The sequence below is a fragment of the Haemophilus sputorum HK 2154 genome (assembly GCF_000287615.1).
Taxonomy (GTDB): Bacteria; Pseudomonadota; Gammaproteobacteria; order Enterobacterales; family Pasteurellaceae; genus Haemophilus_A; species Haemophilus_A sputorum.
The window spans coordinates 34,133-60,389 of sequence record NZ_ALJP01000009.1; the positions used below are offsets into that span (position 1 = coordinate 34,133).

At 38.4% G+C, this 26,257-nt stretch carries 30 protein-coding genes; 20 read left to right on the plus strand and 10 right to left on the minus strand.

Annotated elements, in window-relative coordinates; genetic code table 11:
• The first annotated feature begins 2 nt into the window (after positions 1–2).
• The 7 genes from HMPREF1128_RS02670 (at position 3) to HMPREF1128_RS02700 (ending at position 4,561) form a co-directional block, all read left to right on the plus strand.
• The gene (locus HMPREF1128_RS02670) at positions 3–629 is read left to right on the plus strand and encodes an A24 family peptidase (protein WP_007524322.1); all 627 of its coding nucleotides are present in this window, start codon (positions 3–5) and stop codon (positions 627–629) included.
• Positions 630–697: 68 nt separating this feature from the next.
• The gene (gene coaE / locus HMPREF1128_RS02675; protein ID WP_007524804.1) at positions 698–1,330 is read left to right on the plus strand and encodes a dephospho-CoA kinase; all 633 of its coding nucleotides are present in this window, start codon (positions 698–700) and stop codon (positions 1,328–1,330) included.
• Positions 1,327–1,509, plus strand: a complete 183-nt coding sequence (gene yacG / locus HMPREF1128_RS02680) for a DNA gyrase inhibitor YacG (RefSeq protein ID WP_007525090.1) — start codon at positions 1,327–1,329, stop codon at positions 1,507–1,509. The genes coaE and yacG overlap by 4 nt, the downstream gene beginning before the upstream one ends.
• A gap of 125 nt (positions 1,510–1,634) precedes the next feature.
• Positions 1,635–2,294: an amino acid ABC transporter permease gene (locus HMPREF1128_RS02685; protein ID WP_007524396.1), complete on the plus strand. Its 660-nt coding sequence runs from the start codon at positions 1,635–1,637 to the stop codon at positions 2,292–2,294.
• The gene (locus tag HMPREF1128_RS02690) at positions 2,284–2,952 is read left to right on the plus strand and encodes an amino acid ABC transporter permease (RefSeq protein ID WP_007524761.1); all 669 of its coding nucleotides are present in this window, start codon (positions 2,284–2,286) and stop codon (positions 2,950–2,952) included. Before HMPREF1128_RS02685 ends, HMPREF1128_RS02690 begins: the two co-directional genes overlap by 11 nt.
• A gap of 9 nt (positions 2,953–2,961) precedes the next feature.
• Entirely contained in the window at positions 2,962–3,726 is a 765-nt protein-coding gene (locus HMPREF1128_RS02695; RefSeq protein WP_007524141.1) for an amino acid ABC transporter ATP-binding protein, read from the plus strand.
• The gene (locus tag HMPREF1128_RS02700) at positions 3,710–4,561 is read left to right on the plus strand and encodes a cysteine ABC transporter substrate-binding protein (protein WP_007524178.1); all 852 of its coding nucleotides are present in this window, start codon (positions 3,710–3,712) and stop codon (positions 4,559–4,561) included. Before HMPREF1128_RS02695 ends, HMPREF1128_RS02700 begins: the two co-directional genes overlap by 17 nt.
• 76 nt (positions 4,562–4,637) lie before the next feature.
• Here the strand turns inward: HMPREF1128_RS02700 and dcd are convergent, their stop codons facing one another.
• Positions 4,638–5,222 (minus strand): dCTP deaminase, encoded by a 585-nt coding sequence (gene dcd / locus HMPREF1128_RS02705; RefSeq protein WP_007525168.1) that lies wholly within the window; start codon positions 5,220–5,222, stop codon positions 4,638–4,640.
• A 1-nt stretch (position 5,223) separates the two neighbouring features.
• Positions 5,224–5,880 carry a uridine kinase gene (gene udk, locus HMPREF1128_RS02710; RefSeq protein WP_007524984.1) on the minus strand — a complete coding sequence of 219 codons (657 nt, stop codon included), beginning with the start codon at positions 5,878–5,880 and terminating at the stop codon, positions 5,224–5,226.
• A 216-nt stretch (positions 5,881–6,096) separates the two neighbouring features.
• On the opposite strand from udk, the gene HMPREF1128_RS02715 reads away from it, so the two are divergent.
• Entirely contained in the window at positions 6,097–6,705 is a 609-nt protein-coding gene (locus tag HMPREF1128_RS02715; RefSeq protein ID WP_035530215.1) for an NlpC/P60 family protein, read from the plus strand.
• Between the two features lie 60 nt (positions 6,706–6,765).
• On the opposite strand, the gene cmoB is transcribed toward HMPREF1128_RS02715, so the two are convergent.
• Positions 6,766–7,728 carry a tRNA 5-methoxyuridine(34)/uridine 5-oxyacetic acid(34) synthase CmoB gene (gene cmoB, locus HMPREF1128_RS02720; protein WP_007525513.1) on the minus strand — a complete coding sequence of 321 codons (963 nt, stop codon included), beginning with the start codon at positions 7,726–7,728 and terminating at the stop codon, positions 6,766–6,768.
• A 74-nt stretch (positions 7,729–7,802) separates the two neighbouring features.
• Positions 7,803–9,566: a 30S ribosomal protein S12 methylthiotransferase accessory factor YcaO gene (ycaO, locus tag HMPREF1128_RS02725; RefSeq protein WP_007524459.1), complete on the minus strand. Its 1,764-nt coding sequence runs from the start codon at positions 9,564–9,566 to the stop codon at positions 7,803–7,805.
• A gap of 162 nt (positions 9,567–9,728) precedes the next feature.
• Here ycaO and rng point away from each other — a divergent pair, with 162 nt between their 5' ends.
• The 7 genes from rng to HMPREF1128_RS02760 all read left to right on the plus strand — a co-directional run bounded on the left by rng (position 9,729) and on the right by HMPREF1128_RS02760 (position 16,460).
• Positions 9,729–11,204 (plus strand): ribonuclease G, encoded by a 1,476-nt coding sequence (rng, locus tag HMPREF1128_RS02730; protein ID WP_007524431.1) that lies wholly within the window; start codon positions 9,729–9,731, stop codon positions 11,202–11,204.
• A gap of 127 nt (positions 11,205–11,331) precedes the next feature.
• Positions 11,332–12,834 (plus strand): lysine--tRNA ligase, encoded by a 1,503-nt coding sequence (lysS, locus tag HMPREF1128_RS02735; protein WP_007525135.1) that lies wholly within the window; start codon positions 11,332–11,334, stop codon positions 12,832–12,834.
• A gap of 200 nt (positions 12,835–13,034) precedes the next feature.
• Positions 13,035–13,673: an outer membrane lipoprotein chaperone LolA gene (lolA, locus tag HMPREF1128_RS02740; RefSeq protein WP_007524345.1), complete on the plus strand. Its 639-nt coding sequence runs from the start codon at positions 13,035–13,037 to the stop codon at positions 13,671–13,673.
• Positions 13,674–13,740: 67 nt separating this feature from the next.
• Positions 13,741–14,049 carry a trp operon repressor gene (gene trpR, locus HMPREF1128_RS02745; protein ID WP_010129902.1) on the plus strand — a complete coding sequence of 103 codons (309 nt, stop codon included), beginning with the start codon at positions 13,741–13,743 and terminating at the stop codon, positions 14,047–14,049.
• Positions 14,036–14,812 carry a monofunctional biosynthetic peptidoglycan transglycosylase gene (gene mtgA / locus HMPREF1128_RS02750; RefSeq protein WP_010129901.1) on the plus strand — a complete coding sequence of 259 codons (777 nt, stop codon included), beginning with the start codon at positions 14,036–14,038 and terminating at the stop codon, positions 14,810–14,812. The genes trpR and mtgA overlap by 14 nt, the downstream gene beginning before the upstream one ends.
• An 8-nt stretch (positions 14,813–14,820) precedes the next feature.
• Positions 14,821–15,540 (plus strand): oxygen-insensitive NADPH nitroreductase, encoded by a 720-nt coding sequence (nfsA, locus tag HMPREF1128_RS02755; RefSeq protein ID WP_007524924.1) that lies wholly within the window; start codon positions 14,821–14,823, stop codon positions 15,538–15,540.
• Positions 15,537–16,460 (plus strand): ATP-grasp domain-containing protein, encoded by a 924-nt coding sequence (locus HMPREF1128_RS02760; RefSeq protein WP_007524814.1) that lies wholly within the window; start codon positions 15,537–15,539, stop codon positions 16,458–16,460. Before nfsA ends, HMPREF1128_RS02760 begins: the two co-directional genes overlap by 4 nt.
• A gap of 97 nt (positions 16,461–16,557) precedes the next feature.
• Here the strand turns inward: HMPREF1128_RS02760 and HMPREF1128_RS02765 are convergent, their stop codons facing one another.
• The 5 genes from HMPREF1128_RS02765 to frr all read right to left on the minus strand — a co-directional run bounded on the left by HMPREF1128_RS02765 (position 16,558) and on the right by frr (position 20,400).
• The gene (locus tag HMPREF1128_RS02765) at positions 16,558–16,767 is read right to left on the minus strand and encodes a TOBE domain-containing protein (protein WP_007525241.1); all 210 of its coding nucleotides are present in this window, start codon (positions 16,765–16,767) and stop codon (positions 16,558–16,560) included.
• A 68-nt stretch (positions 16,768–16,835) separates the two neighbouring features.
• Complete coding sequence (locus HMPREF1128_RS02770; RefSeq protein ID WP_007525110.1) at positions 16,836–17,870, minus strand: ABC transporter substrate-binding protein; 1,035 nt, start codon at positions 17,868–17,870, stop codon at positions 16,836–16,838.
• Between the two features lie 21 nt (positions 17,871–17,891).
• A complete protein-coding gene (locus tag HMPREF1128_RS02775; protein WP_007524944.1) occupies positions 17,892–18,680 on the minus strand; it encodes an ABC transporter ATP-binding protein in 789 nt (262 codons plus the stop codon).
• Positions 18,680–19,666 carry a FecCD family ABC transporter permease gene (locus HMPREF1128_RS02780; RefSeq protein ID WP_007524589.1) on the minus strand — a complete coding sequence of 329 codons (987 nt, stop codon included), beginning with the start codon at positions 19,664–19,666 and terminating at the stop codon, positions 18,680–18,682. Before HMPREF1128_RS02780 ends, HMPREF1128_RS02775 begins: the two co-directional genes overlap by 1 nt.
• Positions 19,667–19,842: 176 nt before the next feature.
• On the minus strand, positions 19,843–20,400 hold the full coding sequence (gene frr, locus HMPREF1128_RS02785) for a ribosome recycling factor (RefSeq protein WP_007524556.1): 558 nt from the start codon (positions 20,398–20,400) through the stop codon (positions 19,843–19,845).
• A gap of 153 nt (positions 20,401–20,553) precedes the next feature.
• Here frr and HMPREF1128_RS02790 point away from each other — a divergent pair, with 153 nt between their 5' ends.
• Positions 20,554–21,402 (plus strand): DUF4189 domain-containing protein, encoded by an 849-nt coding sequence (locus HMPREF1128_RS02790; protein WP_007524370.1) that lies wholly within the window; start codon positions 20,554–20,556, stop codon positions 21,400–21,402.
• Positions 21,403–21,475: 73 nt separating this feature from the next.
• A complete protein-coding gene (locus HMPREF1128_RS02795) occupies positions 21,476–22,357 on the plus strand; it encodes a DUF4189 domain-containing protein (protein ID WP_007524150.1) in 882 nt (293 codons plus the stop codon).
• A gap of 61 nt (positions 22,358–22,418) precedes the next feature.
• On the opposite strand, the gene pyrH is transcribed toward HMPREF1128_RS02795, so the two are convergent.
• A complete protein-coding gene (pyrH, locus tag HMPREF1128_RS02800) occupies positions 22,419–23,132 on the minus strand; it encodes a UMP kinase (protein WP_007524599.1) in 714 nt (237 codons plus the stop codon).
• An 88-nt stretch (positions 23,133–23,220) separates the two neighbouring features.
• Between pyrH and HMPREF1128_RS02805 the strand changes: the two genes are divergently transcribed.
• From HMPREF1128_RS02805 to bamE, 3 genes are all read left to right on the plus strand, one after another.
• Entirely contained in the window at positions 23,221–24,771 is a 1,551-nt protein-coding gene (locus HMPREF1128_RS02805) for a phosphoethanolamine transferase (RefSeq protein WP_007524410.1), read from the plus strand.
• Positions 24,771–25,772: a nucleoid-associated protein YejK gene (gene yejK, locus HMPREF1128_RS02810; protein ID WP_035530087.1), complete on the plus strand. Its 1,002-nt coding sequence runs from the start codon at positions 24,771–24,773 to the stop codon at positions 25,770–25,772. Before HMPREF1128_RS02805 ends, yejK begins: the two co-directional genes overlap by 1 nt.
• A 64-nt stretch (positions 25,773–25,836) precedes the next feature.
• On the plus strand, positions 25,837–26,193 hold the full coding sequence (bamE, locus tag HMPREF1128_RS02815; RefSeq protein WP_007524003.1) for an outer membrane protein assembly factor BamE: 357 nt from the start codon (positions 25,837–25,839) through the stop codon (positions 26,191–26,193).
• The last annotated feature ends 64 nt before the right edge of the window (positions 26,194–26,257 follow it).

Consider the following 26,257-nt stretch of genomic DNA (forward strand, 5'->3'; position numbering starts at 1 on the left):
TTATGCAAGCGGTCATTTTTTCACTTTGTTTTGCAATTTGGTGTCGCTGGGATTTGAATCGATTTTGTGAACGAATTAATCGGCAAGTTTTTCAAGATTATCAATTTTTACGAGGAAATATTGAAACGTTTTCGCATTTTAAACAACACTCCCGTTTAAAACCAAAATCAATGCCATGGGCAAAAAGTATTTGGTGGTTATTCCCATTATTTGCCTTCATACATGAAAATCCTATTGTTGCCTTTTTATGGATGTTGCTCTATTTTCTTGCTTTACTCGATAGCTATTATTACTTAACAGATAGCCGATATATTTCGGTTATTTTTGTATTGGCGTTATTACAACCTATTCCGCAAATTGATACATTAATTTTTACAATATGCTTTTTTACGGGTTTAACTTTACTACTATTGTTATTTCGCCGAACAGAGAGCTTTGGAATGGGAGATAGCTTACTTTTTATTGCTGTTTCTCCGCTTTTTTCGGTTACGGAAATGCTCCAAGTTATTCTATTTGCTTGCCTCTTTGGTTTGTTTTTTGCACTGATTGTTTTTTGTAAAACGCAGCAAAAAATTGACCGCTTGCCGTTTATTCCTTTTATCAGTTTGGCAGTGGTATTTCTCCTCTAAAACCGATTAGGAAATTCGCGTTACACTTGAACAAGTGCTAAGATACGCACCGATAATAAGGAGACGTTATGCGCTATGTAGTGGGGTTAACTGGTGGAATTGGTAGTGGGAAAAGTTTAATTGCCAATCTCTTTACTGAACTGGGTGTATCGATAGTCGATGCTGATGTAGTGGCAAGAACTGTGGTGGAGAAAGGTTCGCCATTACTTGCAAAAATTGCTGATCATTTTGGTGAATCTGTATTAAATGAGAAAGGCGAGCTCAATCGGGCTTATTTACGCTCATATATTTTTGGACATCCAGCAGAAAAAGAGTGGTTAAATAACTTACTGCATCCAGCGATTCGAACAGAAATGTTAGCCCAAATACAGGCAGTGGAAGCCCCTTATCTTTTATTAGTTGTGCCACTGCTAATTGAAAATCAGTTAACAACGTTATGCGACAGAGTGCTAGTTGTGGATGTGCCAATGGAAGTACAAATTGCTAGAACCACAGAGCGTGATGGGAGTGCGCTTGAAACGGTTAAGCAAATCATTGCCGCACAAGTTAATCGAGAAACCCGTTTGCAATATGCAGATGATGTTATCGAAAATGCACTTCCGTTAGCACAGAATTTAGTGAATTTAAAAGCCCAAGTGCTACAATTACATCAACGTTATTTATCATTAGCTGCACAGAAACAGAAAAAGGAAACTTTATGACAACTATTGTAAATTGCCCAACTTGCCAAACTGAAGTGATTTGGGCGAAAGAAAGCCATTATCGCCCATTTTGTAGTGAGCGCTGCCAGCTGATTGATTTAGGCGAATGGGCAAATGAAGAAAAGCGCATTGCAGCAGTAGAAGATGAGCCAATGAGTGGAGAATTAGAATCTTGGTAATAGAGAAAGCGAAGTTAGACTTCGCTTTTTTATTGCCTAAAATTATAAATAAGATATTTTCATTCTTTTGTGTTCTATTCGTTCTCTTCTAATATTCCTACATAACAATAGTGATGGATGTCGTTATGAATTGGGAATATATCTGGTCTGTTTTACCTCGTTTTGTCGATGCGACAGCTATGACGTTGCATCTTGCCTTTTGGGGCATTTTCATTTCTTTAGTGTTAGGGCTGTTATGTGCTGTGATTACAACTTATCGGATTAAACCTTTCGATTGGATTGTAAAAGGGTACATTGAACTTTCTCGCAACACCCCATTATTGATTCAAGTTTTTTTCCTCTATTTTGGCTTATCGAAAATAGGTATCAAGCTCGATGGCTTTACCTGTGGCGTTATTGGCTTAGCATTTTTAGGTGGTAGCTATATGGCTGAAGCGATTCGGGGCGGATTAGAAGCGGTTTCTAAAGGGCAGATTGAGTCTGCATTAAGCATTGGTTTAACTCCGTTGCAAGCTTTTCGTTATGTAATTTTCCCGCAAGCTTTTGCGATTGCGATACCGGCTATTGGCGCTAATTGCTTATTTTTAATGAAAGAAACTTCGGTAATTAGTGCAGTCGCTGTTGCAGAACTCATGTTTATGGCAAAAGAAATTATCGGAATGGATTATAAAACCAATGAAGCGCTATTTTTGTTAGTTGTGTTTTATCTGATTATTTTATTGCCGGTATCCATTTTAATTCGTTATATCGAGCGTCGTATGCGAGGAGCAAAATATGGGGCTTAACTTATTATGGGAAGGTAGTAATCTGAGCCGTTTGTTAAATGGGCTGGCGATTACCGCAGAAATCGCATTTATTTCCGTCTTCTTCGCTTGCATTTTTGGCGTGGTTTTTGGGCTGATAATGACGATAAAAAATAAATGGGTTCAAGCTATTAGCCATTTCTATTTAGAGTTCGTGCGCATTATTCCTTTACTCGCCTTACTCTTTATTGCCTATTTTGGTTTGGCAAAATGGTTCGATATTCATTTAAATGGCATAACCGTTTGTATTTTGGTCTTTATTTTTTGGGGCACGGCAGAGATGGGCGATTTAATGCGTGGTGCGCTCACTTCAATAGAAAAGCATCAATTGGAATCGGCCTACGCATTGGGATTAAATCGTTTACAAACATTTTACTATATTTTGCTGCCACAAAGCATTAAACGTGTCACACCTAGTGCAATTAACTTATTTACTCGAATGGTAAAAACAAGTTCATTAGCAATGCTAATTGGGGTGTTAGAAGTGATTAAAGTCGGACAACAAATTATAGAAACTTCTTTATTTACCGACCCAAGCGCAGCATTGTGGATTTATGGCGTGATTTTTATGCTTTATTTTGTGATTTGTTATCCATTGTCACTCTTTTCGCGTTATTTAGAAAAACGTTGGATAGATTAAGGAATTTTTATGGCGTTATTAGAAATTAAACAGTTAGTGAAAAACTATGGCGAAGTGGAAGCTTTAAAAGGAATTAACCTAAGTGTAGAAAAAGGTGAGGTTGTTGTCATTTTAGGGCCATCTGGCTGTGGTAAGAGTACTTTCTTACGCTGTATTAACGGCTTAGAATCAATTCAAAGTGGACAAATTTTACTCGAAGATGCAGGTGAATTAGGGAAAGATATTTCGTGGACAAAAGCGCGTCAACGTATTGGTATGGTTTTTCAAAGCTATGAATTATTTTCTCATCTTTCAGTCATTGAAAATATCTTGCTTGGCCCACTGAAAGTGCAGCATCGTGATCGCGTAGAAGCAGAAAAGCAGGCTGATGAATTATTAAAACGAGTTGGGCTTTATGAGCGTAAAAATGCTTATCCACGAGAACTTTCAGGCGGACAAAAACAACGAATTGCGATTGTGCGTTCGTTATGTATGAATCCTGAAATTATTTTATTTGATGAAGTGACAGCAGCACTAGATCCGGAAATGGTCAGAGAGGTGCTAGATGTGATTTTAGGGTTGGCAAAAGAGGGGATGACCATGTTAATTGTAACCCATGAAATGAGTTTCGCTCGTCAAGTAGCTAATCGTATTATTTTTATGGATAAAGGCGAGATTATTGAGCAATCCACGCCAGAAGATTTCTTTACTAATCCAAGCTCTAATCGAGCAAAAACTTTCTTAAACATTTTAAATTATGAACCAAGAGGAACAAACTATGAAGACAACATTTAAGAAAATCAGCGCAATTTTAGCTTCTGTATTACTCGCAGTGGGCATTACTGCTTGTAATGAAAAGGAACCTGCAAACGCACAAAAAACAACATCAACAATTGAACAGCTCAAACAGGCTGGCAAAGTTCGTATTGGGGTATTTAGTGATAAACCACCATTTGGCTATGTTGATGCACAAGGTAAGAGCCAAGGCTTTGATGTTGAAATTGCCAAAGCAATAACGAAGGATTTATTAGGCGATGAAAACAAAGCAGAATTTGTTTTAGTTGAAGCAGCAAACCGTGCAGAATATTTAGTTTCTAACAAGGTTGATATTATTCTTGCTAATTTTACGGTTACGCCAGCACGTAAAGAAGTGGTTGATTTTGCTAACCCATACATGAAGGTGGCATTAGGTGTAGTGTCTAAAGATGGTGGAGTCATTACAGATATTGAGCAGCTAAAAGGGAAAACCTTATTACTAAATAAGGGGACAACAGCGGATGCTTATTTCACTAAAAATTACCCAGACATTAAAACCTTAAAATTTGAACAAAATACGGAAACTTTCGAAGCATTACGTGATGGGCGTGGTGATGCATTAGCGCATGACAATACTTTGCTATTTGCATGGGCAAAAGAAAATCCAGGCTTTACTGTGGGTATTAAAAATCTAGGCGATCAAGATACGATTGCGCCAGCAGTGAAAAAAGGTGATACCGAATTGCTAAATTGGTTAAATGCAGAAATTCAGAAATTAGGTAAAGAAGGTGTTTTAAAACAAGCTTATGATAAAACTTTATTACCAATTTATGGCGATGCAATTAGCGAAAAAGATGTGGTCGTCAGTTACTAAGTGATTTTGCAAAACTTTTCTGAAATGAGACCGCTTGTTAGCGAAAAAGCCTCAATCTGCTGATTGAGGCTTTTGTTTATTTATCTTCGTTAATACGGCTTGAAACAGCGCTTTGTTGGTTTTTGTATTTAGCATCTTTGCGGGCATAATAAGGTTTTTCTGCGTGTCCGCTTAATACCTCAAAACTTAATGCACCAATTGCCATATTGGGGCGCAATGCTAGTGGTAATTTTCCAGCATTGAAAAATTCTAAAACGATTTTTCCTTCCCAACCCGGGTCAATTCGATGTGCAGTTACATGCACCATTAACCCTAAACGCGCAAGCGATGAACGGCCATCTAACCAGCCGACAATATTTGAAGGAAGTTTTACGGACTCAAGTGTGACTGATAGCGCTAGTTCACCAGGATGTAAGAAGAAGGCTTCATCATCTCCAATCACAATTTCTTCACTCATGACCTTATTTAGTTGCGCTGTGACTGCCTCACGAGGGCCACTGACATCAATATAAGGGGTAGAGTGTTCTCTGAAAATACGGAATGAATTACCTAAACGAACATCAACTGTTGCACCGGAAATTTTATCATTCGTTGGGCGAGGGGTAATTTCAATTAACCCTTCGTCTAGATAACGAACAATATCAGTATCACAAAGACGCATATTATTTTCCTTTATGAAGTAATTGTTTGATTTGCGCTTTTAGAATATTGATAGCAATACGGTTTTTACCGCCTTTTGGTACGATAATATCTGCATATTGTTTAGAAGGTTCGATAAATTGTAAGAACATCGGACGAACCGTTTGGCGGTATTGTTTAATAATTGATTCCATTGAGCGACCACGCTCAACCATGTCGCGCTGTAAACGGCGAATGAAACAAATATCTAATGGGGCATCAACGAAGATAGACACATTGATTTCGTTACGAATTTCTTCATCAGTGAGCAATAGAATCCCTTCTAGGATAATGATTTTTTTTTGCTCGAAATGTTTGGTCGTTGTTTTGCGGTTGTGTTCGGTATAGTCGTATTCTGGAATCTCAATAGATTTATTTTGTTTGAGTAAACGTAAATGTTCGACTAATAAATGATGATCCATAGAACTTGGATGGTCATAGTTGGTTTTTATCCGCTCTTCCATGGTAAGATGGCTTTGGTCTTTGTAATACGCATCTTCTGAAATAATCCCGATATCATGCGTGCCTAATTCTTCCTGAAGTTCTTTATAAATGGTTGATGCGATAAGACTTTTTCCTGAAGCGGAAGCGCCTGCAATAGCAATAACAATACAAGCTGGGGTTTCATTTATTTCTAACATGGGATTCTCTCATCAAAAAAATTTGCAAAATTATACCTGATTTTGCCATATATCTCTGCCTATTTATGCAAAAAAATGAATAAAGTTTAGACTTTGATGTATTTTTAGCATATACTTGCCGAGTTTTTCTAAAAACCATTTTTATTATGGTTTTTTATTTTACGTATTAAATAGGATTATTGACGCTTAAGGTGTTCTGGCGAGACAAATATTATGATGAATAAAACAACTGCTTTAACTAAACTCAAACCACTTTTTTTACTTTCTCTTTTTACCGTTTTTAATGGGTATCATGCTAGTGCGCAAGCCAGTTTAAGCAGTCATCAACCTATCTCCTCTCGTATTGTGGCAACAGCAGCAACGCCAGAACAGATTCAAGCAACGGCTGCAACTCAAGCTCAAGCTCAAGTTCAAGCAATTACAGCACCAAGTGTAAAGACTTCAACTTTATCAGGTGAATCTCATCACGTAGCAAATCAAAAAATCAATAAAGTTTATCGTCAATGGGCGGGAACGCGTTATCGTATGGGCGGTACAGGTAGCGGTGGCATTGATTGTTCTGCCTTTGTACAAAAGGCAATGAGTGGCGCATTTGGATTAGATTTACCCCGTTCAACCTCAGAACAACGTTATGAAGGTCATTCTATTTCAAAATCAGACTTACGTCCTGGCGATTTAGTTTTCTTCCGTAGAAATCATCACGTTGGTGTGTATATCGGTAACGGTTTATTCGTTCATGCAAGCACTAGCCAAGGTGTAACGACTAGCTCATTAAGCGAAAGTTATTGGGCAAGAAATTATACCCAATCTCGTCGCGTACTATAAATTTAACGTGTGTTGTTAAGATAAAAAGAAACCATGCTCTCAAGCATGGTTTTTTGTTTTTTAGCTATTAGCAAGAATAACGGCACGTTTAGGTGCTGGGAGCCCTTCAATTGTCTTGCTATGATCGTTAGGATCTAAGAAATCCACTAAGCTTTCATTTTCTAACCAGTCAGTTTTACGCTGTTCGTCAAGTGTAGTGGTGGCTTGATCGACGCAACGTACATTTTTAAAGCCCACTTTCTCTAGCCAGTTAATGAGCGCTGGAACTGATGGAATAAAGTAAACATTTTTCATTTTGGCATAGCGATCAGCTGGGACTAACACATCATTAACATCGCCATCAATTACTAGCGTTTCTAAGACCAATTCTCCGCCTTTGACTAATTGCGCTTTAAGTTGTGAAAGATGATCTAAAGGCGATTTCCGGTGATATAACACGCCCATAGAGAAAACAGTATCAAAGGCTGCAAGCGGTTGCATTTCTTCAATACCTAGCGGAATTAAATTAGCACGACGGTCATTGCCTAAGAGTTTTCGTACGACTTCAAATTGGCAAAGGAATAATTCAGTAGGGTCAATTCCTACAACCATTTTGGCGCCTTCCCCAACCATTCGCCACATATGATAGCCACTCCCGCAGCCGACATCTAAAATAGTTCGGTCTTTTAAAGGTGCAAGGTGAGGCAGTACGCGATCCCATTTAAAATCAGAGCGCCACTCGGTATCAATATGAATACCATGCAGATGATAAGGGCCTTTACGCCAAGGCATCAGCTGTTTGAGGTGGTATACGATGCGCTGTTGCTCACCGGCTGAAAGGGGAGCCGTTGGAATGGATTCCACTTTGTCTTTTAGGTTAATACAAGCGGTCGAATTTGGCATAAAATCTGCAATTTTTGCCCACTTTGCATAATCGCCATGAGTTGTTTTTTCCCATTGCTTGAGTTGAGCTGGTAGGGTTTCAAGCCACGCAGAAAGATTCGTGGTGGCAATTTGTTGGTAAAATGGACGGAAGTCTATCATAGTGTTATTGAATGTTATGCTATGGTTTTAGCATAAGTTATGTATAAATCAGCCCCTGATGGGGCTGTGATAAATTAACGAGAAATAGGATTTACTTTCGCTTTTTGCAATTTGCGATAAGCATTCAGTAATTTCTGATGTGCCGCCATATTTTCAAGGGCTTCATCAGAGGCGGTTAAACCGTTAAATGGATTGCCTCCATTGATGGCATTCCAGGCAAATTCAACGGCTTGGCTGCCATACATTTTCTCAAAGACTGAGCGATATTGCGCCGGTTCGCGGTTTTTATCTAAGAACAATTCAATACTTTGAATTAAGCAGCGATAGTAGTTATTACGCTCTGCTGAGAATACTGAACCATTCATATTTGCAGTCCAGTTTGCCCAATCTAAGGCTTCCTCTAAATTGCCTAAAGCTAAATGTAGCATCGATTTTAATTCACCAATACGTAAAGTCTGCATGGCTGAACCTTTTTCTGCCACGATACCGATAAATTCGCGCACGCGAGTTAAATCATCAATACCTTGCTCATCTAACTCATCTAAAAGCTCTTGATAAGTTTCTTTATCATGATGGAAATGCGGGAGGTCTAATAAAATCTCACGCCAATCCATGCCCATATTGTTATTGGCATAGATAAGGTCGTCTGACGGGTAAATGTTTGACATACCTGGCGCCAAAATACGGCAGGCATAAACGCCTAAGTGCTCATAATCCATAATATAAACAGGCTGTTCATATTTATTGAAAATAGCCATTAAGTGATTAAATTCTTGTTCGGTAGTACCAGAAAAATCCCAATGCACAAATGGATAATCTGCGTCTTTTTTGAAAAGATCCCACGAAATTAGACCGCTTGAATCAATAAAATGTGTTTCAAGGTTAGCATGTTCAGCTACATCTTCATTATTAAATGAAGGTGGGGCAAATACATCTAAGTCTTTTAAACTACGACCTTGTAAAAGCTCGGTAACCGTACGCTCAAATGCTACTTGGAAACTCGGGTGTGCGCCGAAAGAGGCAAAGCAAGTGCCGTTATTTGGGTTTAATAAGATCACACAAATAACAGGGAATTCACCGCCTAATGATGCGTCATAACATAAAATAGGGAAACCTTCTTGCGCTAATTTTTCGATTGAAGCTTTAATTGTTGGGTAACTTTCAATCACTGATTGTGGAATTTCCGGCAAGCTGATGGCTTCGCTAATAATGCGGTTTTTCACAAAACGCTCAAAAACTTCAGATAAGCCTTGTACACGCGCTTCATTTTTGGTGTTACCCGCAGACATTCCGTTAGAAACAAAAAGGTTTGCAATGATGCTTTGTGGAATGTAAACCGTTTGATTGTCTGATTGGCGCACATAAGGTAAGGCAACGATACCGCGATCGTAGTTACCCGATTGCAAATCCACTAATAATTCAGGCGTTAATTCACCATTAGGGTCAAAATATTCCCATAAAAAATCATCCATCATTTCTGCTGGTGGAAGCGCTTCATCTTCAATCGCAAACCATTTTTCACTTGGGTAATGAACAAAGTCGCTATTTGCAATTTCTTGACCTAAATAGAAATCTGCCCAGAAATAGTTGGTCGATAAACGTTCGAAATATTCGCCTAAAGCGGAAGCAAGCGCTGCTTTCTTACTTGCGCCTTTACCGTTGGAGAAACATTGTGGGCAATCGGCATCACGGATATGTACTGACCAAACATTTGGTACAGGATTTAACCAAGAGGCTTCTTCAATATTAAAACCAAGCGTTTTTAGTTTATGTTGAAATGAGGCAATACTGTCTTCAAGTGCAGCATCTTTGCCTGTAATAAAAGTTTGTTCAGACATTCAAATAGACCTTAAATGAGGTAAAAAATCGGCGTATTTTAGCAAACTTTAGGGCAAATAACTAAAAAAGATTGTGAGGCGTTAATCGGTATCTGATTTTCTTTTCGATAAGCGAAGTGGTAAACTAAATTCACTAAAATGAATAAAAAGCAATAAATTAAAATGAATAGCGCAGAATTATTAGTCAACGTGACGCCCCACGAAACGCGAGTGGCGTTAGTTGAAAATGGACTTTTAAAAGAGCTTCATATTGAACGAGAAGCTAAACGTGGCATTGTGGGCAATATTTATAAAGGTAGAGTTACTCGTGTTTTACCGGGAATGCAGTCTGCTTTTGTGGATATTGGATTGGAAAAAGCGGCTTTTTTGCATGCTTCGGATATTGTTTCACACACCGAATGTGTGGATGAAAATGAGAAAAAGCAATTCGTTGTAAAAGATATTGGGCAATTGGTGCGAGAAGGTCAGGATATTATTGTTCAAGTAGTAAAAGATCCGCTCGGCACGAAAGGTGCACGCTTAACAACAGATATTACATTACCTTCTCGCTATTTGGTCTTTATGCCAGAAAATAGCCATGTTGGGGTTTCTCAACGTATTGAAAGTGAAGCTGAACGTGAGCGCCTTAAAGCCTTAGTTGAGCCTTATTGCGATGAGTTAGGTGGGTTTATTGTTCGTACTGCAGCAGAAGATGTTGCCTCTGAAAGTATTGAACAAGATACGATTTTCCTAAAACGTTTATGGCGTAAAGTGTTAGAGCGTAAAGCAAAATATCCGCCGAAATCAATGTTATATGGGGAGCTGGCGCTTGCTCAACGGGTGTTACGCGATTTTGTTGGCACGCATATTAGCTCGGTAAAAATTGACTCTAAGATGACTTATGAGCGCGTGAAGGAATTTTTATCAGAATTTATGCCAGAATTAACGGACAGTGTTTCGCTTTATAGTGGTACACAAACGTTGTTTGATGCCTATGGTGTGGAAGAAGCCATTCAAAAAGCATTAGATAAACGAGTGAATTTAAAATCAGGCGGTTATCTGATTATTGAACAAACTGAAGCCATGACGACAATCGACATCAATACAGGCGCTTTTGTCGGGCATCGAAATCTATCGCATACTATTTTCAACACTAATATTGAAGCAACACAAGCGATTGCTCATCAATTACAGCTACGAAATCTTGGCGGTATTATCATTATTGATTTTATTGATATGCAAGAAGAAGAACATCGTCAGCGTGTATTACAATCATTAGAAGATGCACTAAAAGGTGATCGAGTCAAAACGAATGTGAATGGATTTACGCAGCTTGGTTTAGTTGAAATGACACGTAAACGCACACGTGAAAGCCTTGAGCGCGTACTCTGCTGTGATTGTCCAACTTGTCATGGGCGTGGCACAATCAAAAGTGTGGAAACGGTTTGTTATGAAATTTTGCGAGAAATTGTACGAGTGCATCGCTCATTTAGTACAGAAAGAGTACGTGTTTATGCATCCAAAGAGGTTGCAGAATACTTAATTGATCAAGAGTCACATGGCTCGATTGCTGAATTAGAGGCTTTCATCGGAAAAAATATCGAAATTAAATTAGAGCCATATTATCATCAAGATCAGTTTGATGTGGTGGTGATGTAACTGTCTGCAAGCGGTTTATTTTTGCAAATCTTTTGCAAAATTAGACCGCTTGTTTCCTATTCAATCCCTTGAAAATTCGCTATAATTACAAAGTTTTTCAATTTAAATAAAATCCAAAGGTATTCGAATGTCTGAAGTAGAAAATACAGAATTAGATCTTAATGGCGAAATGATTGCTCGCCGTGAAAAATTAGCGCAATTACGTGAGCGCGGTAACCCATTCCCAAATACTTTCCGTCGTGAAGATAAAGCAGCTGATTTACATCAAAAATATAACGACGTTGAGGGTGAAGAATTAAAAGAAAAAGCAATTCCAGCAGCGGTGGCCGGTCGTATCATGTTACGTCGTGTAATGGGTAAAGCGACTTTTATTACCATTCAAGATGTCAGTGGTCAAATTCAGCTTTATGTCGCGCGCGATAATTTACCAGAAGGTGAATATCAAAACACTGTTGGCTTATTAGATTTAGGCGACATTATTGGGGTGAAAGGAACCTTATTTAAAACCAAAACTGGCGAGTTAACTGTTCGTGCTTCAGAATTACAGTTATTAACCAAAGCACTCCGTCCGTTACCAAACAAACATAAAGGGTTAACCGACCAAGAAACTCGCTATCGTCAGCGTTATCTAGACTTAATTGCAAATGAAGAGTCTCGTCGTACCTTTGTGATTCGTTCTAAAGTGGTTTCTGGCATTCGTCAATTCTTCTTAGATAAAGGCTTTATCGAAGTTGAAACCCCAATGTTACAAGTGATTCCAGGTGGTGCAGCCGCAAAACCTTTTATTACTCACCATAATGCATTAGACGTAGATATGTATTTGCGTATTGCTCCTGAGCTTTATTTAAAACGCTTAGTAGTAGGTGGTTTTGAACGTGTGTTTGAGTTAAACCGTAACTTCCGTAATGAAGGTGTTTCTGTTCGTCATAATCCTGAATTTACGATGATTGAATACTATCAGGCTTATGCAGATTACATTGATTTAATGGATAACACTGAAGAATTATTACGTAAATTAGCAATTGATATTTTAGGCACTACCACCGTACCTTATGGCGAATATGTCTTTGATTTTGGTAAACCATTCGAGCGTATTACGATGCATGATGCGATTGTTAAATATGGCAACGGTATCAAACGTGAAGATTTAGATAACTTCGAAAAATCGGTTGAAATTGCTAAAGGTTTAGGCATCGAAATTCAAAAATCTTGGGGTCTAGGTTCAGTAGTGAATGCAATTTTTGAAGAAGTGGCTGAACACCAATTAATTCAACCAACTTTCTTAATGGCGCACCCAGCAGAAATTTCTCCGCTTGCTCGTCGTAATGATGTGAATCCAGAAGTGACAGATCGCTTTGAATTATTTATTGGCGGTCGTGAAATTGGTAATGGTTTCTCAGAATTAAATGATGCTGAAGACCAAGCTGAACGTTTCCAAGCGCAAGTTGCAGCAAAAGAAGCTGGTGATGATGAAGCGATGTTCTATGATGATGATTTCGTGGTTGCATTAGAACATGGTTTACCACCAACAGCAGGTGAAGGTTTAGGCATTGACCGCTTAGCGATGATTTATGCCAATGCACCGTCAATTCGTGATGTAATTCTTTTCCCTGCGATGCGTCAGAAATAATCAATAGAAAATAAGATAAAGGCGAAGAGAGATTCTTCGCCTTTTTTATCGAAAAAATTAAGCGAGTAGTCATTGCTAAAAGCAAATGAACGGTAGATTTTCATCTGTTTAAATGCAATACTACGCTAGTGCAATGGTCGAACTTTTTTCGATTTTATTGTCAAAGAAGCAACTTTCTTTGTCTTCTAAAAGGAATATTTATGAAAACATTTTTTAAAAAATCGTTAATTGGTTTAGCTTTTTTCTCATTATCACAAATGGCATTAGCAGATGCTCAAGCGGTAAGCGAATTACAAAGTCGCTTAGAAAAAGTAAGTCAATATAGCGCGGATTTCGAACAAACAGTACGCTCAAGCAAAGGAAAACAAGTACAAAGTGGAAAGGGCAAATTTCAAGTAAAACGTCCTAACTTATTCCGTATGGATACTAAGTCACCACAAGAAAATTTGATTGTTTCGGATGGTGAAAATGTATGGTTCTATGATCCTTTTGTTTCACAAGTAACGGTAAATACGGTGCAAGATGCAGTAAATAATACGCCATTTGTACTTCTTACCAGTAATAACGAAAATCACTGGGCACAGTATGATGTTACACAAAATGTTGATACTTTCGTACTTAAACCAAAATCGAAGAAAAGTAGCTTAAAACAATTTGATGTGCGTATTGATGCGAATGGATTATTAAAAGGGTTCAGCACCATTGAGCGCGATGGTCAAAGCAATCTTTATAATTTACGAAACATTAACAACAACCCAATTGCAGCTGATCTCTTCAAATTTGACGTGCCAAAAGGCGTAGAAGTGGATGATCAACGCGGCGGTAAAAAGAAAAAATAGCATATAACAAGCGGTCTGATTTTGGCAAAATTTTGCGAAAATGAGACCGCTTTTCTGGTGGCTGATTATGAAAATACTAGAAAATCAACGAGATGCAAATGAGTGGCAAGATTTTATTGATTTACTCAAAGTCGCGGTAAAAGAAGAACGGTTAGATGAATTTTTTTCCTGTTTTCTAACGCCTGATGAGCGAGAGTCAATGGGGCTTCGTTTAAGAATTGTGCAAGCTCTGTTAAAAAATGATTGTTCGCAGCGTGAGATTCAACAAAAGCTTAACACGAGTGCTGCAACCATTACGCGTGGGTCAAATATGTTAAAAACGTTAAATCCCGATTTTTTAGTTTGGATAAACGAGAATTTAAATGGCAAAGCGTAGAAAATCCAGTTGGATGAATCGTCTTTTGCAACAAGTCATTCGTTTTTTTGTGCCAAAGCAGATTCGCTCAAAAATGGGCTGGTTCTGGTTTGGCTCAACTCGTTTAGGGACTAGCCTTGTAGGGGGATTTTTAGCACTCGTGATGCTATTTAGTGTATTACCGGTGCCATACTCTGCTTATATGTTGCAACAGAAAGTTTATCATTTGTTTGCTGATGAACGTTATGACATCCAAAAAAAATGGGTCAGCCTAGATCAAATTGCGTGGCAGATGCAAATGGCCGTGATTGCTAGTGAAGACCAAACCTTTGAAAGCCATTTTGGCATTGATTTAAATGCGATTCAGCGCGCGTTGATCCGCAACGGTAAATCGAAAAAGGTTGTAGGGGCTTCAACCATTTCTCAACAAACCGTTAAAAATATGTTTTTGTGGCATGGACAGAGCTGGATTCGTAAAGGTATTGAGTTACCGATGACTTTAGTGGTGGAAAATGTTTGGGGCAAAGCGCGGATTTTAGAAGTATATCTCAACGTGGCAGAATTTGGTGATGGGATTTTTGGTGTTGAAGCGGCAGCCCGACATTTCTTTAATAAATCGGCTAATCAACTCAGTCTCCAAGAAGCTGCACTATTGGCGGCCTCTTTACCGAATCCACAAGTTTATCGAGTGAATAAACCTGGCCCAACGATGAGAAAACGCCAAGCGTGGATTATGCGCCAAGTGAACAATTTAGGTGGCAAAAATTATTTAGAAAAACTTTAAGAGGTAATATGCAAAGCAAATCAACATTAGAAACGGCATTGGCTCATCGTTCTATTCGAAAATTCACAGATGAGCCGATTTCGGAAAATCTATTCCAACAGCTTATTGCTGCAGGGCAGTCAGCATCAAGTTCCAATCACTTGCAATGTGTAACCGTAATTCGAGTGACAGATCAAGATATTCGTCAACAAATTAGTGCTTTATCCAGTATGGCATATGTCGCGGAATGTGCTGAGTTTTTAGTGTTCTGTATTGATTTTTCAAAACATAAACAGCTTCAGCCAGAATCACAGTTGGATTGGGCAGAGGTTTCATTGATTGGTGCAGTTGATGTTGGCATCTTCGCGCAAAATGTACTGCTTACAGCAGAGTCTTTGGGATTAGGCGGTGTGTATATCGGTGCCTTGCGCAATGAAATTGAAGCAGTCGCAACATTACTTCACTTGCCTCAATATTGCGTGCCATTGGTTGGGTTGTGTTTGGGTTACCCTGCGCAAGATCCTGCATTAAAACCTCGTTTCCCTCAATCATTAGTTTGCTTTGAAAATCAGCATCAACCTTTAAATGAGACTGAATTTGCAAAATATAATGCAGAATTGACCGCTTACTATCAAGCGCGTACGGGGCAAGCTCAAGGTTGGGAAGTGGCACTGAATAAAACATTGAATCAACCGGTTCGCCCACATATTTTGCCATTTTTACAATCTAAAGGATTGATAAAACGATGAAATGGTTGGTACTTTGTCGAGAGCCTCGTTTATATAGTTGTGAACGTTTGAAGCAAGCTTGTGAGGCAAAAGGGATTGAACTGGATATTCTTGATCCAAATAAAATGTCGCTTAAGTTAGTAAAGCAGCAAAATAACGTGCAGTGCGAAGTATGGTATCAAGCGGGTGATAATCCTAAAAATCGCCAAGTTCCAGTTGAAATTAGTGATTACCAAGCTGTTTTACCTCGCTTTGGCACTTCAAGTACAGAAATGGGTTGCAGAGTTGTACAACTTTTTGAGGCGCTAGGCATTCCAACGCTGAATACAGCGCAAGCCATTGGGCTCGCTCGAGATAAATGGCAGAGTTTACAAGTTTTAGCTGCTAATCATATTCCTATTCCGACGAGCTCTTTATCTGGCTCTCTCTTTGAAAAAAAATCGGCAGTGCAATGGCATTCATCACCTGTTGTGATAAAAACTTTAGTTGGTTCGCAAGGCATTGGGGTGATGTTATCTGACAATCAGCCACAAGCGGTCAGTTTATTAGAAACTTTTACGCAAGCAAATATTCAAGCCTTGTTACAAGATTTTGTGCCAGAAGCCAAAGGGCAGGATATTCGCGCTTTTGTTATCGGTAACCAAGTTATAGCCGCGATGCAGCGTTCAGGCGCAGAAAATGACTTCCGAGCCAATTTACACCAAGGTGGACAGGCTAAAAAAATTGAGTTATCTCAAGCGCTACAAGATTTGGCAGTACGTGCGGCTAGAGTGATTGGGTTAGATGTAGCTGGTGTTGATTTAATTCAATCTGCAGATGGCTTTTTAGTGCTAGAGGTTAATGCTAGCCCAGGATTAGAAGGCATTGAACAGGCTACAGGTATGAATATTGCAAAACAGATGGTAGAGTATTTATTTGCGAAAAAAGAGAAAACCGTTTAAGTTTTTTGGGATATTTGAAGTCCTATTTATACCTTATTTGCTTGTTAAAGCACAAAAAAATAGCCGTATATTACGGCTATTTTTTTATAGTAAGAGATTATTCAACACCAACCATTACAGAGGTTGCTTTGATAATCGCATATGCCTCTTTACCAACTGCTAAACCTAATTCTTTTACTGCATCGATAGAGATGGTAGAAGAAATTACGTTACCGTTACCGATATCAATGTGTACAATTGCGTTCACTGAACCAGTTTCGATTGATTTTACAGTACCTTTAAGTTGATTTCTTGCGCTAATTTTCATTAAGCATTTCCTTATGTTTGAGTTAAACAGAGTAGGTATTATATAGGTAAATATATAAGTTGAAAATACTACTTAATAGGTGATAAGCCTTTTAAGATTCGCTCGGCATTTTCTTTACTTAACGCATAGCCGTAATATTTTTTGTAGAAGGCTTGTGTTTTTTCCACCATATTCAAATCTTTAAATTGTTCAGGATGGAAAAGTTGAGCTGCCCAAAGAATTTGTAACGCTTCTTCTGCACTATAGCGATCCCATGGGAATGTGCCGGTTGGGTTGGCATAAATACGATTATTTTTGACCGCACTTATTGATTGCCATGCTGGATCAGCTTTGATTTTTTCGATTGCCGCTTGGGCTTTATTGCCGCTGCTGCCAATAATAATAACATCTGGATTCGCTTGAATAATGCTTTCTACGGTCACGGTTACCATATTGGCTTCATCTGGTAACACGCTTTTACCGCCGGCTAATTTAATCCATTCGCCGATCATGGATTTTCCGCCGTCAATCATCAACAAATCAGAGCCTTTAGTGATATGTAACACCGTTGGGCGTTGTTCATCTTTGAGGTCTTTAAGACGACCCTCCACAAATTGAATGTTACCTTCTAATTCTTTGATATAGCTTTCTGCGATTTCAGGGGCTTTATCACCTAACACTTCAGCTGTGATGCGTACAGTTTTCTTCAAGCCATCAAAATCTTGGAAACTTACACGAACACCTTTTAAGCCCGCTTGTTCCACTTCAGTTAACATGGATTTTTTCGAGAGCAATACTGCATCTGGTTTGTGGCTCAATAGTTCTTCCGTTTGAATGGTTTCGCCGTTGGTTAATACCGGTACGTTTTTGATATTGGGATATACTTCGCTATACCAAGGATTGGCTGCGATAGATGTAGTCGTGCCAACCAGTTTATTTGCACCGCCTAATAACAATACGATTTGGTTATTGGCATGCCAAAGATCGGCAACGCGTTGAACGTTGTCTGGTAGTTCGATTTTGTTTCCTTCAACATCCGTGATAACTTTCGCTTGCAGCGGTAGGGCAAAACAGGCAGCAAGAGAAAGGGCAATCAAGCCTTTTTTTAGAGAATGTTTCAACATATGAATTTCCTTCTAGTGGGTTTATAAATGGGTTATCGCACAAATTTGGCGCTGTAATGCCGGCACATCAACTAAGCGTAAATCCGTTTGATAAAGCGCTTTCAGGTTGGCTTCGGTAATGATTTCTGGTGCCGTACCTGTTTGTAATTTGCCGTGTTCATTTAAGATGCTTACACGGCTGTGGGGCAGTGCGCTATGCAACAACATGGGATGATCGGGATTGTGTGTTGTCATGATAATGGTAAAGCCTTGTTGTGAGAGCTCTTTTATTAGGCTTAAGGTTTTAAACACATTGCCATAATCCAATGCCGAAGTGGGTTCATCAAATAAAATTAGTTGCGGTTGTTGCACCAAAATACGCGCAAGATTGACCAGTTGCTTTTCACCGCCACTCATTTGCATATAAATTCTGTCAGCAAAATGGCTAATGCCGAGTTTATTTAAAGCTTCATCAACCAATGCAAAATCAGTTTCATTAGGTTTATCAAGCACACCTAAATGCGCAGCGCGTCCGAGAACCACATAATCACGCACGCGATATTGATAGGTTTGCGGGCTATGTTGCGAGACATAAGCAATTTTTTGAGCAATTTGCTTACTGCTCATTTCGCTTAATTTGCAATTATCCAACAAAATCTGACCGCTCTTTGGTTTCAAAAGCCCCGCGATACAGTTTAATAACGTTGATTTACCACGACCATTAGCACCAAGAATGGTTAGCAGTTCACCTTTCTGTAAAGTGAGATCAATACCATTGAGTAGCGAATGTTCAACGTTGTGCCAGTAATACAGATTGTCAATTTTCAGCATTAGTCCACCACCTTTTGTTTAATCAGAACCCAAGCAAAGAATGGCGCACCGATAAAGCCGGTGAGAATGCCGAGCGGAATTTCTTGAATGTATAAGTTGCGGGCGAGAGTGTCGATAACGAGCAAGAAAATAGCGCCGATAAGTCCAGCTAGCGGTAAACTTTTAACATTGTTATCACCAATGAAAAGACGCGCTAAATGCGGAATCACTAAACCTAGCCAACCGATTGTCCCGCTTAAGCAAACGGATGAAGCGGTCAACAACGTGGCACAAACTACCATTAATCCACGCTCTAATCGAATATTTGCCCCAATTAATTTTGCTTCACGATCCCCCAATGAAAGCACATTGATACGCCAACGCATTAAAAATAAGCCAAGGGTAGTAAGTAAAATGATTGGTGAAAGGACGAGCAAGTTATCGTAGTTAGATTTGGTTAGGCTACCTAATTGCCAGTAAACGATATCAGCCAGCTGAGTTTCAGGATCAGCAAGATATTTCAATAGGCCTAATGTCGCCATCATAAAGCCCGAAACGATAATGCCGGAAAGCACTAAAACAATGGTGGAGTCGCGTTGAATTAAACGTGGTAAATTCATGGTGAGTAAGACGGCAATCAAACCACCGACAAAGGCAAAGGCTTGAATGCCCAGCATCCCTGAACCGATTAAAATCGCCAATGCCGCACCAACACAAGCGCCATTAGATACCCCTAAAATATCAGGTGAAACCAAAGGATTGCGGAAAATACCTTGATATACCACACCCGCAATAGCTAATGAAGCACCGACAAGCATGGCAGCAATTACACGAGGCAAACGAAGGTTAAAAATAATGTTGTTTTGCACATCATTGATATTATTGCCAATAAGACTTTGTACAACATTCTCAAGCGGAATCGCAAAACGCCCCCAAGAAAGCGAACATAAAATGAGCCCAATAAGCAGGCAAAGTAAAAGGGGAAAGGTAAGGGAGGATTTTTTCATGCTCTAATTAAATGGTTATTTATATAATTATATAATGAATTGCATGATAAACTCTTTATGTATTTTTGTATATAGCATTATTGGGTTAAGGAATGTAAGATCAATAAGCAATAAAAAAGCACCTACATTGCTGCGGGTGCTATACAAGCGGTGTGTTTTTTAACGCATTTTGCAAATTAGAAATCGAGTAACTCTTTTTCTTTTGCTGCTAATACTTCATCAACTTTTTTCACATAGCTGTCGGTTAATTTTTGAATTTCTTCTTCTGCTTTGTGTTGTTCATTTTCGCTGATTTCTTTGTCTTTTAATAATGCTTTGATTTGATCATTGGCATCACGACGTACGTTACGAACAGCAATTTTACCTTGTTCGCCTTCAGATTTAACGATTTTGATTAAATCGCGACGACGTTCTTCTGTTAATGGTGGAAGTGGAACACGGATAGTGGTACCAGCAGAAGATGGGTTTAAACCTAAATCTGAAGTTAAAATGGCTTTTTCTACAGCACCAATCAGGCTTTTATCAAATACGTTTACTGCTAAAGTACGTGCATCTTCAGCAACAACGTTAGCAACTTGACGTAATGGTGTTGGTGAACCGTAGTATTCTACTTGTAAACCATCTAATAAAGATGGTTGTGCACGACCTGTGCGGATTTTTGAAATATGGCTTTTTAACGCTTCTAAGCTTTTTTCCATACGAGCTTGTGCATCTTGTTTGATTTCGTTAATCATTCAATTGTCCTTTCAATAGATAAAGATAAACATCGTGATTTTACTGGATTTTTAGCAAATTTTGAATCTTTTATTTTTTCTATAGAAATTTATATTGTGTAAGGTGCAACTTTATAGTATGCTTCAGGGGCTTTAATACCAAAGGAGATTAGTATGATTTTTAGTGGAAAACGTTTATTGCATGTCTCAGCAGCATTATGTGCTTCAATGTGGTTATCTGGCTGTGCAACTTATGCTCATCTAGGTACAACATTATATTGGTCAGGTAAAGATATTAACGAATTTATAGCAGATAAAGGGGTTGAGCCAGATACTAAAAAGATTTGTAAGGATAAAGATAAGCCATTTCTTATTTATGGTTTTGCTAAACCTATTTACCATACATATGACCGTGAAGTAGGCCGAGGCCATCATGCTTATGGTACAACTATTTATACGCAAACAGAACATCAATTTACAGGTAGATATAGATGGAATTATGTATTTACTGACATTGAAGGCAAAATTACTTCTGACCGTTCTGATACGGGGTTTGGTGATATTGATAAAGAATTTAATTGTCAAAATATGGATGAGGTAGCCTATGATGAGGCCAAATTAGCACAAACGTTAACACGACAAAGTTTATGGATGAGTATTGCTAACTCTGCGGATAATAACAAAATGATGTGGGGATCGGATAAAGCATATAGCTCGCGAAAAGAGGCTGAAGAAGATGCTTTAGAGCAATGTAAAGATGATGGCGGTAAGGCTTGTAAAGTAGTTGTATCTTATAGCAACCTCTGTCTATCAAGTGGAACGGGGGAGCGTAATGGGGCTTACTTTGATGTGTTTGGTGTAGGTGCCAATAAAGCAGGCGCAAATAAAGATGTGATTGCGCAATGTCAGTCAAAAGGTGGGCGTAACTGTAAAACGGTCATGGAAGGCCTTTGTGCAACAGCTTGCGATATGGAGAATGAGACAGGTTGTATATTGCCAAAACCAGAAGTCATTACACCATAATATAAAACAAACCGCTTATTGTTAAAGTAAGCGGTTATATTTTCACTAAAAAATTCGATATAAAGAGTTTCATATGAAATATTCAATAAAACCATTATTAAAGCTCGCGTTTTTTACTTCTATTTACGGATTATTAAGCAGTTGCTCCACTTATGTTCATCTTGGTACAACACTTTATTGGTCAGGAAAAGATGTCAATGAATTTATGGAAAGCAAAGGGCTTTATCCAGATGATATTAAACAATGTTCAAGTGAAAAGGAGACTTTCTTAATTTATGGTTTTGCTAGACCGCTTTACAATGTTTTAGAATATGAAGTAGGGCGTGGCCATCATGCTTATGGCACAACCATTTATACCAAAAAAGAAAAAGTCTTTACAGGTAACCATAAGTGGACTTATGTCTTTACCGATATGAATGGCAAAATTAAATCTCATCGTGCTGAGACTGGGTTTGGTGATATTGATAAAGAATTCAAATGTAATGGATATTACGATACAAGCAAACTAGAATTAAAACCTCGCACTTGGTCTGTTGTTGCCGTAAGACAAGGAAATAAAAAACAAGGAATATGGGGTAATGATGTTCCTACTCCAAATTTAGCCAATGCCAAAAAAGAAGCCATTAGCCAGTGTGAAAAAGAAAGTGGTGAACGTTGCGAGTTTCTATTTGGATTTAGTAATGCTTGTTTAAGTGTCGCACATGCAGAGAAAAATGGACCTACATCTTATTTCGGATTAGGGATTCTTGGCCAGCGCTCCAAAGATGACGCCTTAGCAAATTGCAAAGAAGATGGCGCTTCAAATTGCCAAGTATCAAATATTTATCCTGTGTGTTCTACGCCATGCGATTATGAGAAAGATAAACAATGCTTCTTTGATAAGCCACAATTAGCCAAACCAGGCAAAAATGGTCAAGATGACATTTTTAATGCTGGGGAAAAGAACTTATTTTAATTAACAAAAAACGGTAGAAATCATCATTTCTACCGTTTCTTTATTTTTTATTCAGCTTCTATTAGCGAATGGTTGTACCTTCTTCTTCACCTAAAATCACTTGGCGTAATGCACCTGGTTTGCCCATATTAAATACACGAATCGGCATACCGTGGTCACGAGCAAGCGTAAACGCTGCTAAGTCCATCACTTGTAGTTCTTTATCAATCACTTCTGCATAAGAAAGGCTGTTGAATAACTGAGCATCATTGTGTTTTGCTGGGTCTTTATCATAAACACCATCTACTTTAGTAGCTTTTAATACTACATCGGCTTCAATTTCAATACCACGTAAGCAAGCTGCAGAGTCAGTTGTAAAGAATGGGCTACCTGTACCGGCAGAGAAAATGACCACGCGTTTTTCACGTAACATTTTGATTGCTTCAGACCAGTTATAAGTATCACAAATACCATTTAATTGGAAAGCTGACATCAATTTCGCATTCACATCTGCACGGTGAAGCGCATCACGCATTGCTAAACCATTCATTACCGTTGCAAGCATCCCCATGTGGTCGCCTACAACACGATTCATACCCGCTTTAGCTAATTTTGCGCCACGGAATAAGTTACCGCCACCGATGACTACGCCGACTTCTACGCCCATTTCAATGAGTTCTTTAATCTCAAGCGCCATACGATCTAAAATAGACGGATCGATACCAAATCCTTCTTCGCCTTGCAGCGCTTCGCCGCTTAATTTTAATAAAATACGGTTATAAATTGGTTTACTCATTTTAATTGCCTCTATGATTGGTGTACTAAAAACAAAATTGCGTTATTATAGAACAATCTTGTTTAACTAGAAATAGAGAATTCAAACAATGTCTGGAAAGAAAATTGGGTGGGCGTTGCTCGCCTTTTTATTGGCATTTAGTGCAGCTTTTTTAATGTTAAAAGGCTCTGGTTTTTTCCCTGAACCTAACATTTTAGATGTGCTTAGCTTAATGGTGCTTATCATTACCTTAAGTGCTAGTAAAAAAACATTCTACTTTTTGTTACTCCCAATCAGTATTGGTTATGCCCTTTATACGCCAGTAGGAATTACCTTTGGTGCGCCAACTTATCAATATATTGCATCGATTTTTGCGACCGATTTAATGGAAAGCAAAGAGTTTCTCATGCAGATCTCGTGGTTGAACTATGCGAGTGCAGTTGCGATTTTACTAGCGGTCATTTTTTATCGAAAAATTACAAATGAGTTTAATCTTCAGCCGATTAAAAATAAAACTTTTGTGATTTTTGGGGTGCTGTTATTGGCTTTACCATCTAGTGGACTAAAATTTTTCCAAGTTTTTTATACCGAAAGTATGAAGGTAAAAAAAGAGCTAGATGTGCTTAATAACTTAACCATTGAGCCGAAATGGGGTAAATCCACTTTATCAAGTGCATCGAAATATGATGATTATGTGTTAATTATTGGTGAAAGTGCGCGTAAAGATTATCATCATGCGTATGGCTATCCATCTGGAAATACGCCTTTTATGAGTCAGGCAAATGGCACATTAATTGATGGTTTTACCTCTGGTGGAACTAACACAATTGCTTCTTTGCGGTTAATGTTGACTAAACCCGATACGAAAAACTGGGAAAGTAATTATGAGTTGAGCTTGATTGATTTAATTAAATCGGCGGGTATTCAAACTTATTGGCTTTCTAATCAAGGTTATTTGGGTGAGTTTGATACGCCGATTTCATCGTTAGCAAATAAAAGTGATGTGAAAATTTTTACTAAAGCTGGCGATTCATTAAATCAGAATATCAGTGATTTTGAGTTGCTTCCAAAATTTGATGAAGTGCTTAAGCAACCACATCAAGGCAAGCGCTTTATTGTAGTGCATTTGTATGGTTCGCATCCAATTAGCTGCGATCGCTTAACGGATTATCCGAAAATGTATGATGATGAAAGCTTGCCGAAAAAATATTTCAACGTGAATTGTTATGTTTCTTCAATTAAGAAAACAGATGAAGTCATCAAACGTATTTATGAGGCTTTACGCCAGAATGAAACGACATCTAATCGTAGTTTCTCAATGATTTATTTCTCTGATCATGGCTTATCGCATGAAATCAGTGAAGATAATATTAAAATTCACAATAGCAGTGGTAAAAGCAAGCTGCATTTTAATGTGCCGCTGTTTAAAATTTCGAGTGATGATACAGAACGTCATGTTTATAAGGTATTTAAATCTGGTTTAAACTTTACGGATGGTATCGCAAAATGGATTGGTATTGAAAATCCATTGCTGAATAAAGAAGTGGATTTATTCAGTAATCAACCAGATAAAGACGATTATGGTTTAAAAGCCATCATTGATAAAATTGATGCGCCGTTAGATCCAGCAGTTGAGATTCCTAGTCAAGAGAAGAAATAATGAGTATAAATGTAACAGAGATAGTGCTTCACCAACTTCAACAAGGAGAAGGTGAAATGCCAAGTTTAACCACTCATCTAAGAGATAATTTGTTAGTGGTTAATGCTGATGTTGAGCAGATGATGCTGCAACTTCATCAAGCATATCAAGCAAAAGCGAAAGCCTATGGCATATTTAAGTCGGAGTCAGTTTTTGCCCAACAGCTTAATCGCTTGTTAGAACAGGAGGTAGATTTTCTGCCATTTAGCCAAAGCTGTGCCAATATGTTAGCCACAGAGTTAGCTAAATATCCATTTGCTTCAGGTGGAACTTTTATTCTTTGCCGCTATAATTTTTTAGCGACTGACTATTTATTTGTTGCGTTAATTGATAGCAGAAGTTCGATGTTAGTCAATGAACAGCTAGAGATTCAACAAACGCAATATTTAGAGATCACGCAATATGACATTGCTTGTCGAATCAATTTAACTGAATTGAAACTTAACGCGCAATCTAATCGCTATTTAACCTTTATTAAAGGGCGAGTAGGGCGGAAAATTGCAGATTTCTTTATGGACTTTTTAAGTGCAGAAGAAGGTTTTAACCCGCAAGTACAGAACCAAACATTATTACAAGCAGTAAGCGATTACTGTGAACAAGGGGAACTTTCTGCCCCTCAAACGCGCGAAGTAAAAAAACAAGTGTTTGATTATTGCAAAGGTCAAATTGCTAGTGGCGAAGAAATTGTGCTGACAGAACTTTCAGAATCAATGCCAACGTTAAATGAGTTAGATTTTGCGCAATTTGCTCAAACACAAGAATATGGTTTAGAAGAATCTATTCCCCCTGTGCGTAATGCGTTGAAGACGCTCACCAAATTTTCAGGATCTGGAAAAGGGGTCACAATTAGTTTTAATGCTGAACTTTTAGGAGAACGCCTGATTTGGGATGAACTAAACGACACATTAACAATCAAAGGATTGCCGACGAATCTTCGCGATCAGCTTGAGCGTAATAAATAATCGTCTTTTTCTAGCTAATTTGGTATGATGCGCCAAATTACAGTTTTTCAAAGGTCAACTATATATGAAAATGAAATCTCTTCTTGCAGTGCTTGCATTAGTGATGGGTGTTAGCGCCTGTTCTACGGTAAAAAAAGTCGTCTATCGTATTGATGTACCTCAAGGTAACTATTTAGAACAAGATAAAATTGATCAGATCAAAATCGGTATGACGCCAGTTCAAGTGCAATATTTATTAGGCACCCCAATGTTGAAAAACGTATTTGGCGAAAATCGTTGGGATTACGTCTTTATTAAGCGTGAAGGTTATAACGATCCGATTCAGCGTACTTTATACGTTTACTTTGATAATCAAGGCTTAGTGAGTGATGTGAAGTTAGATCAACCTCTCACTGATAATGCGCCAAACCCAGCTCAATAAGGTCAGCAAGCGGTAGAATTTTTGTAAAATTTTGCAGAAAATCTACCGCTTGTATTTAGTTCGA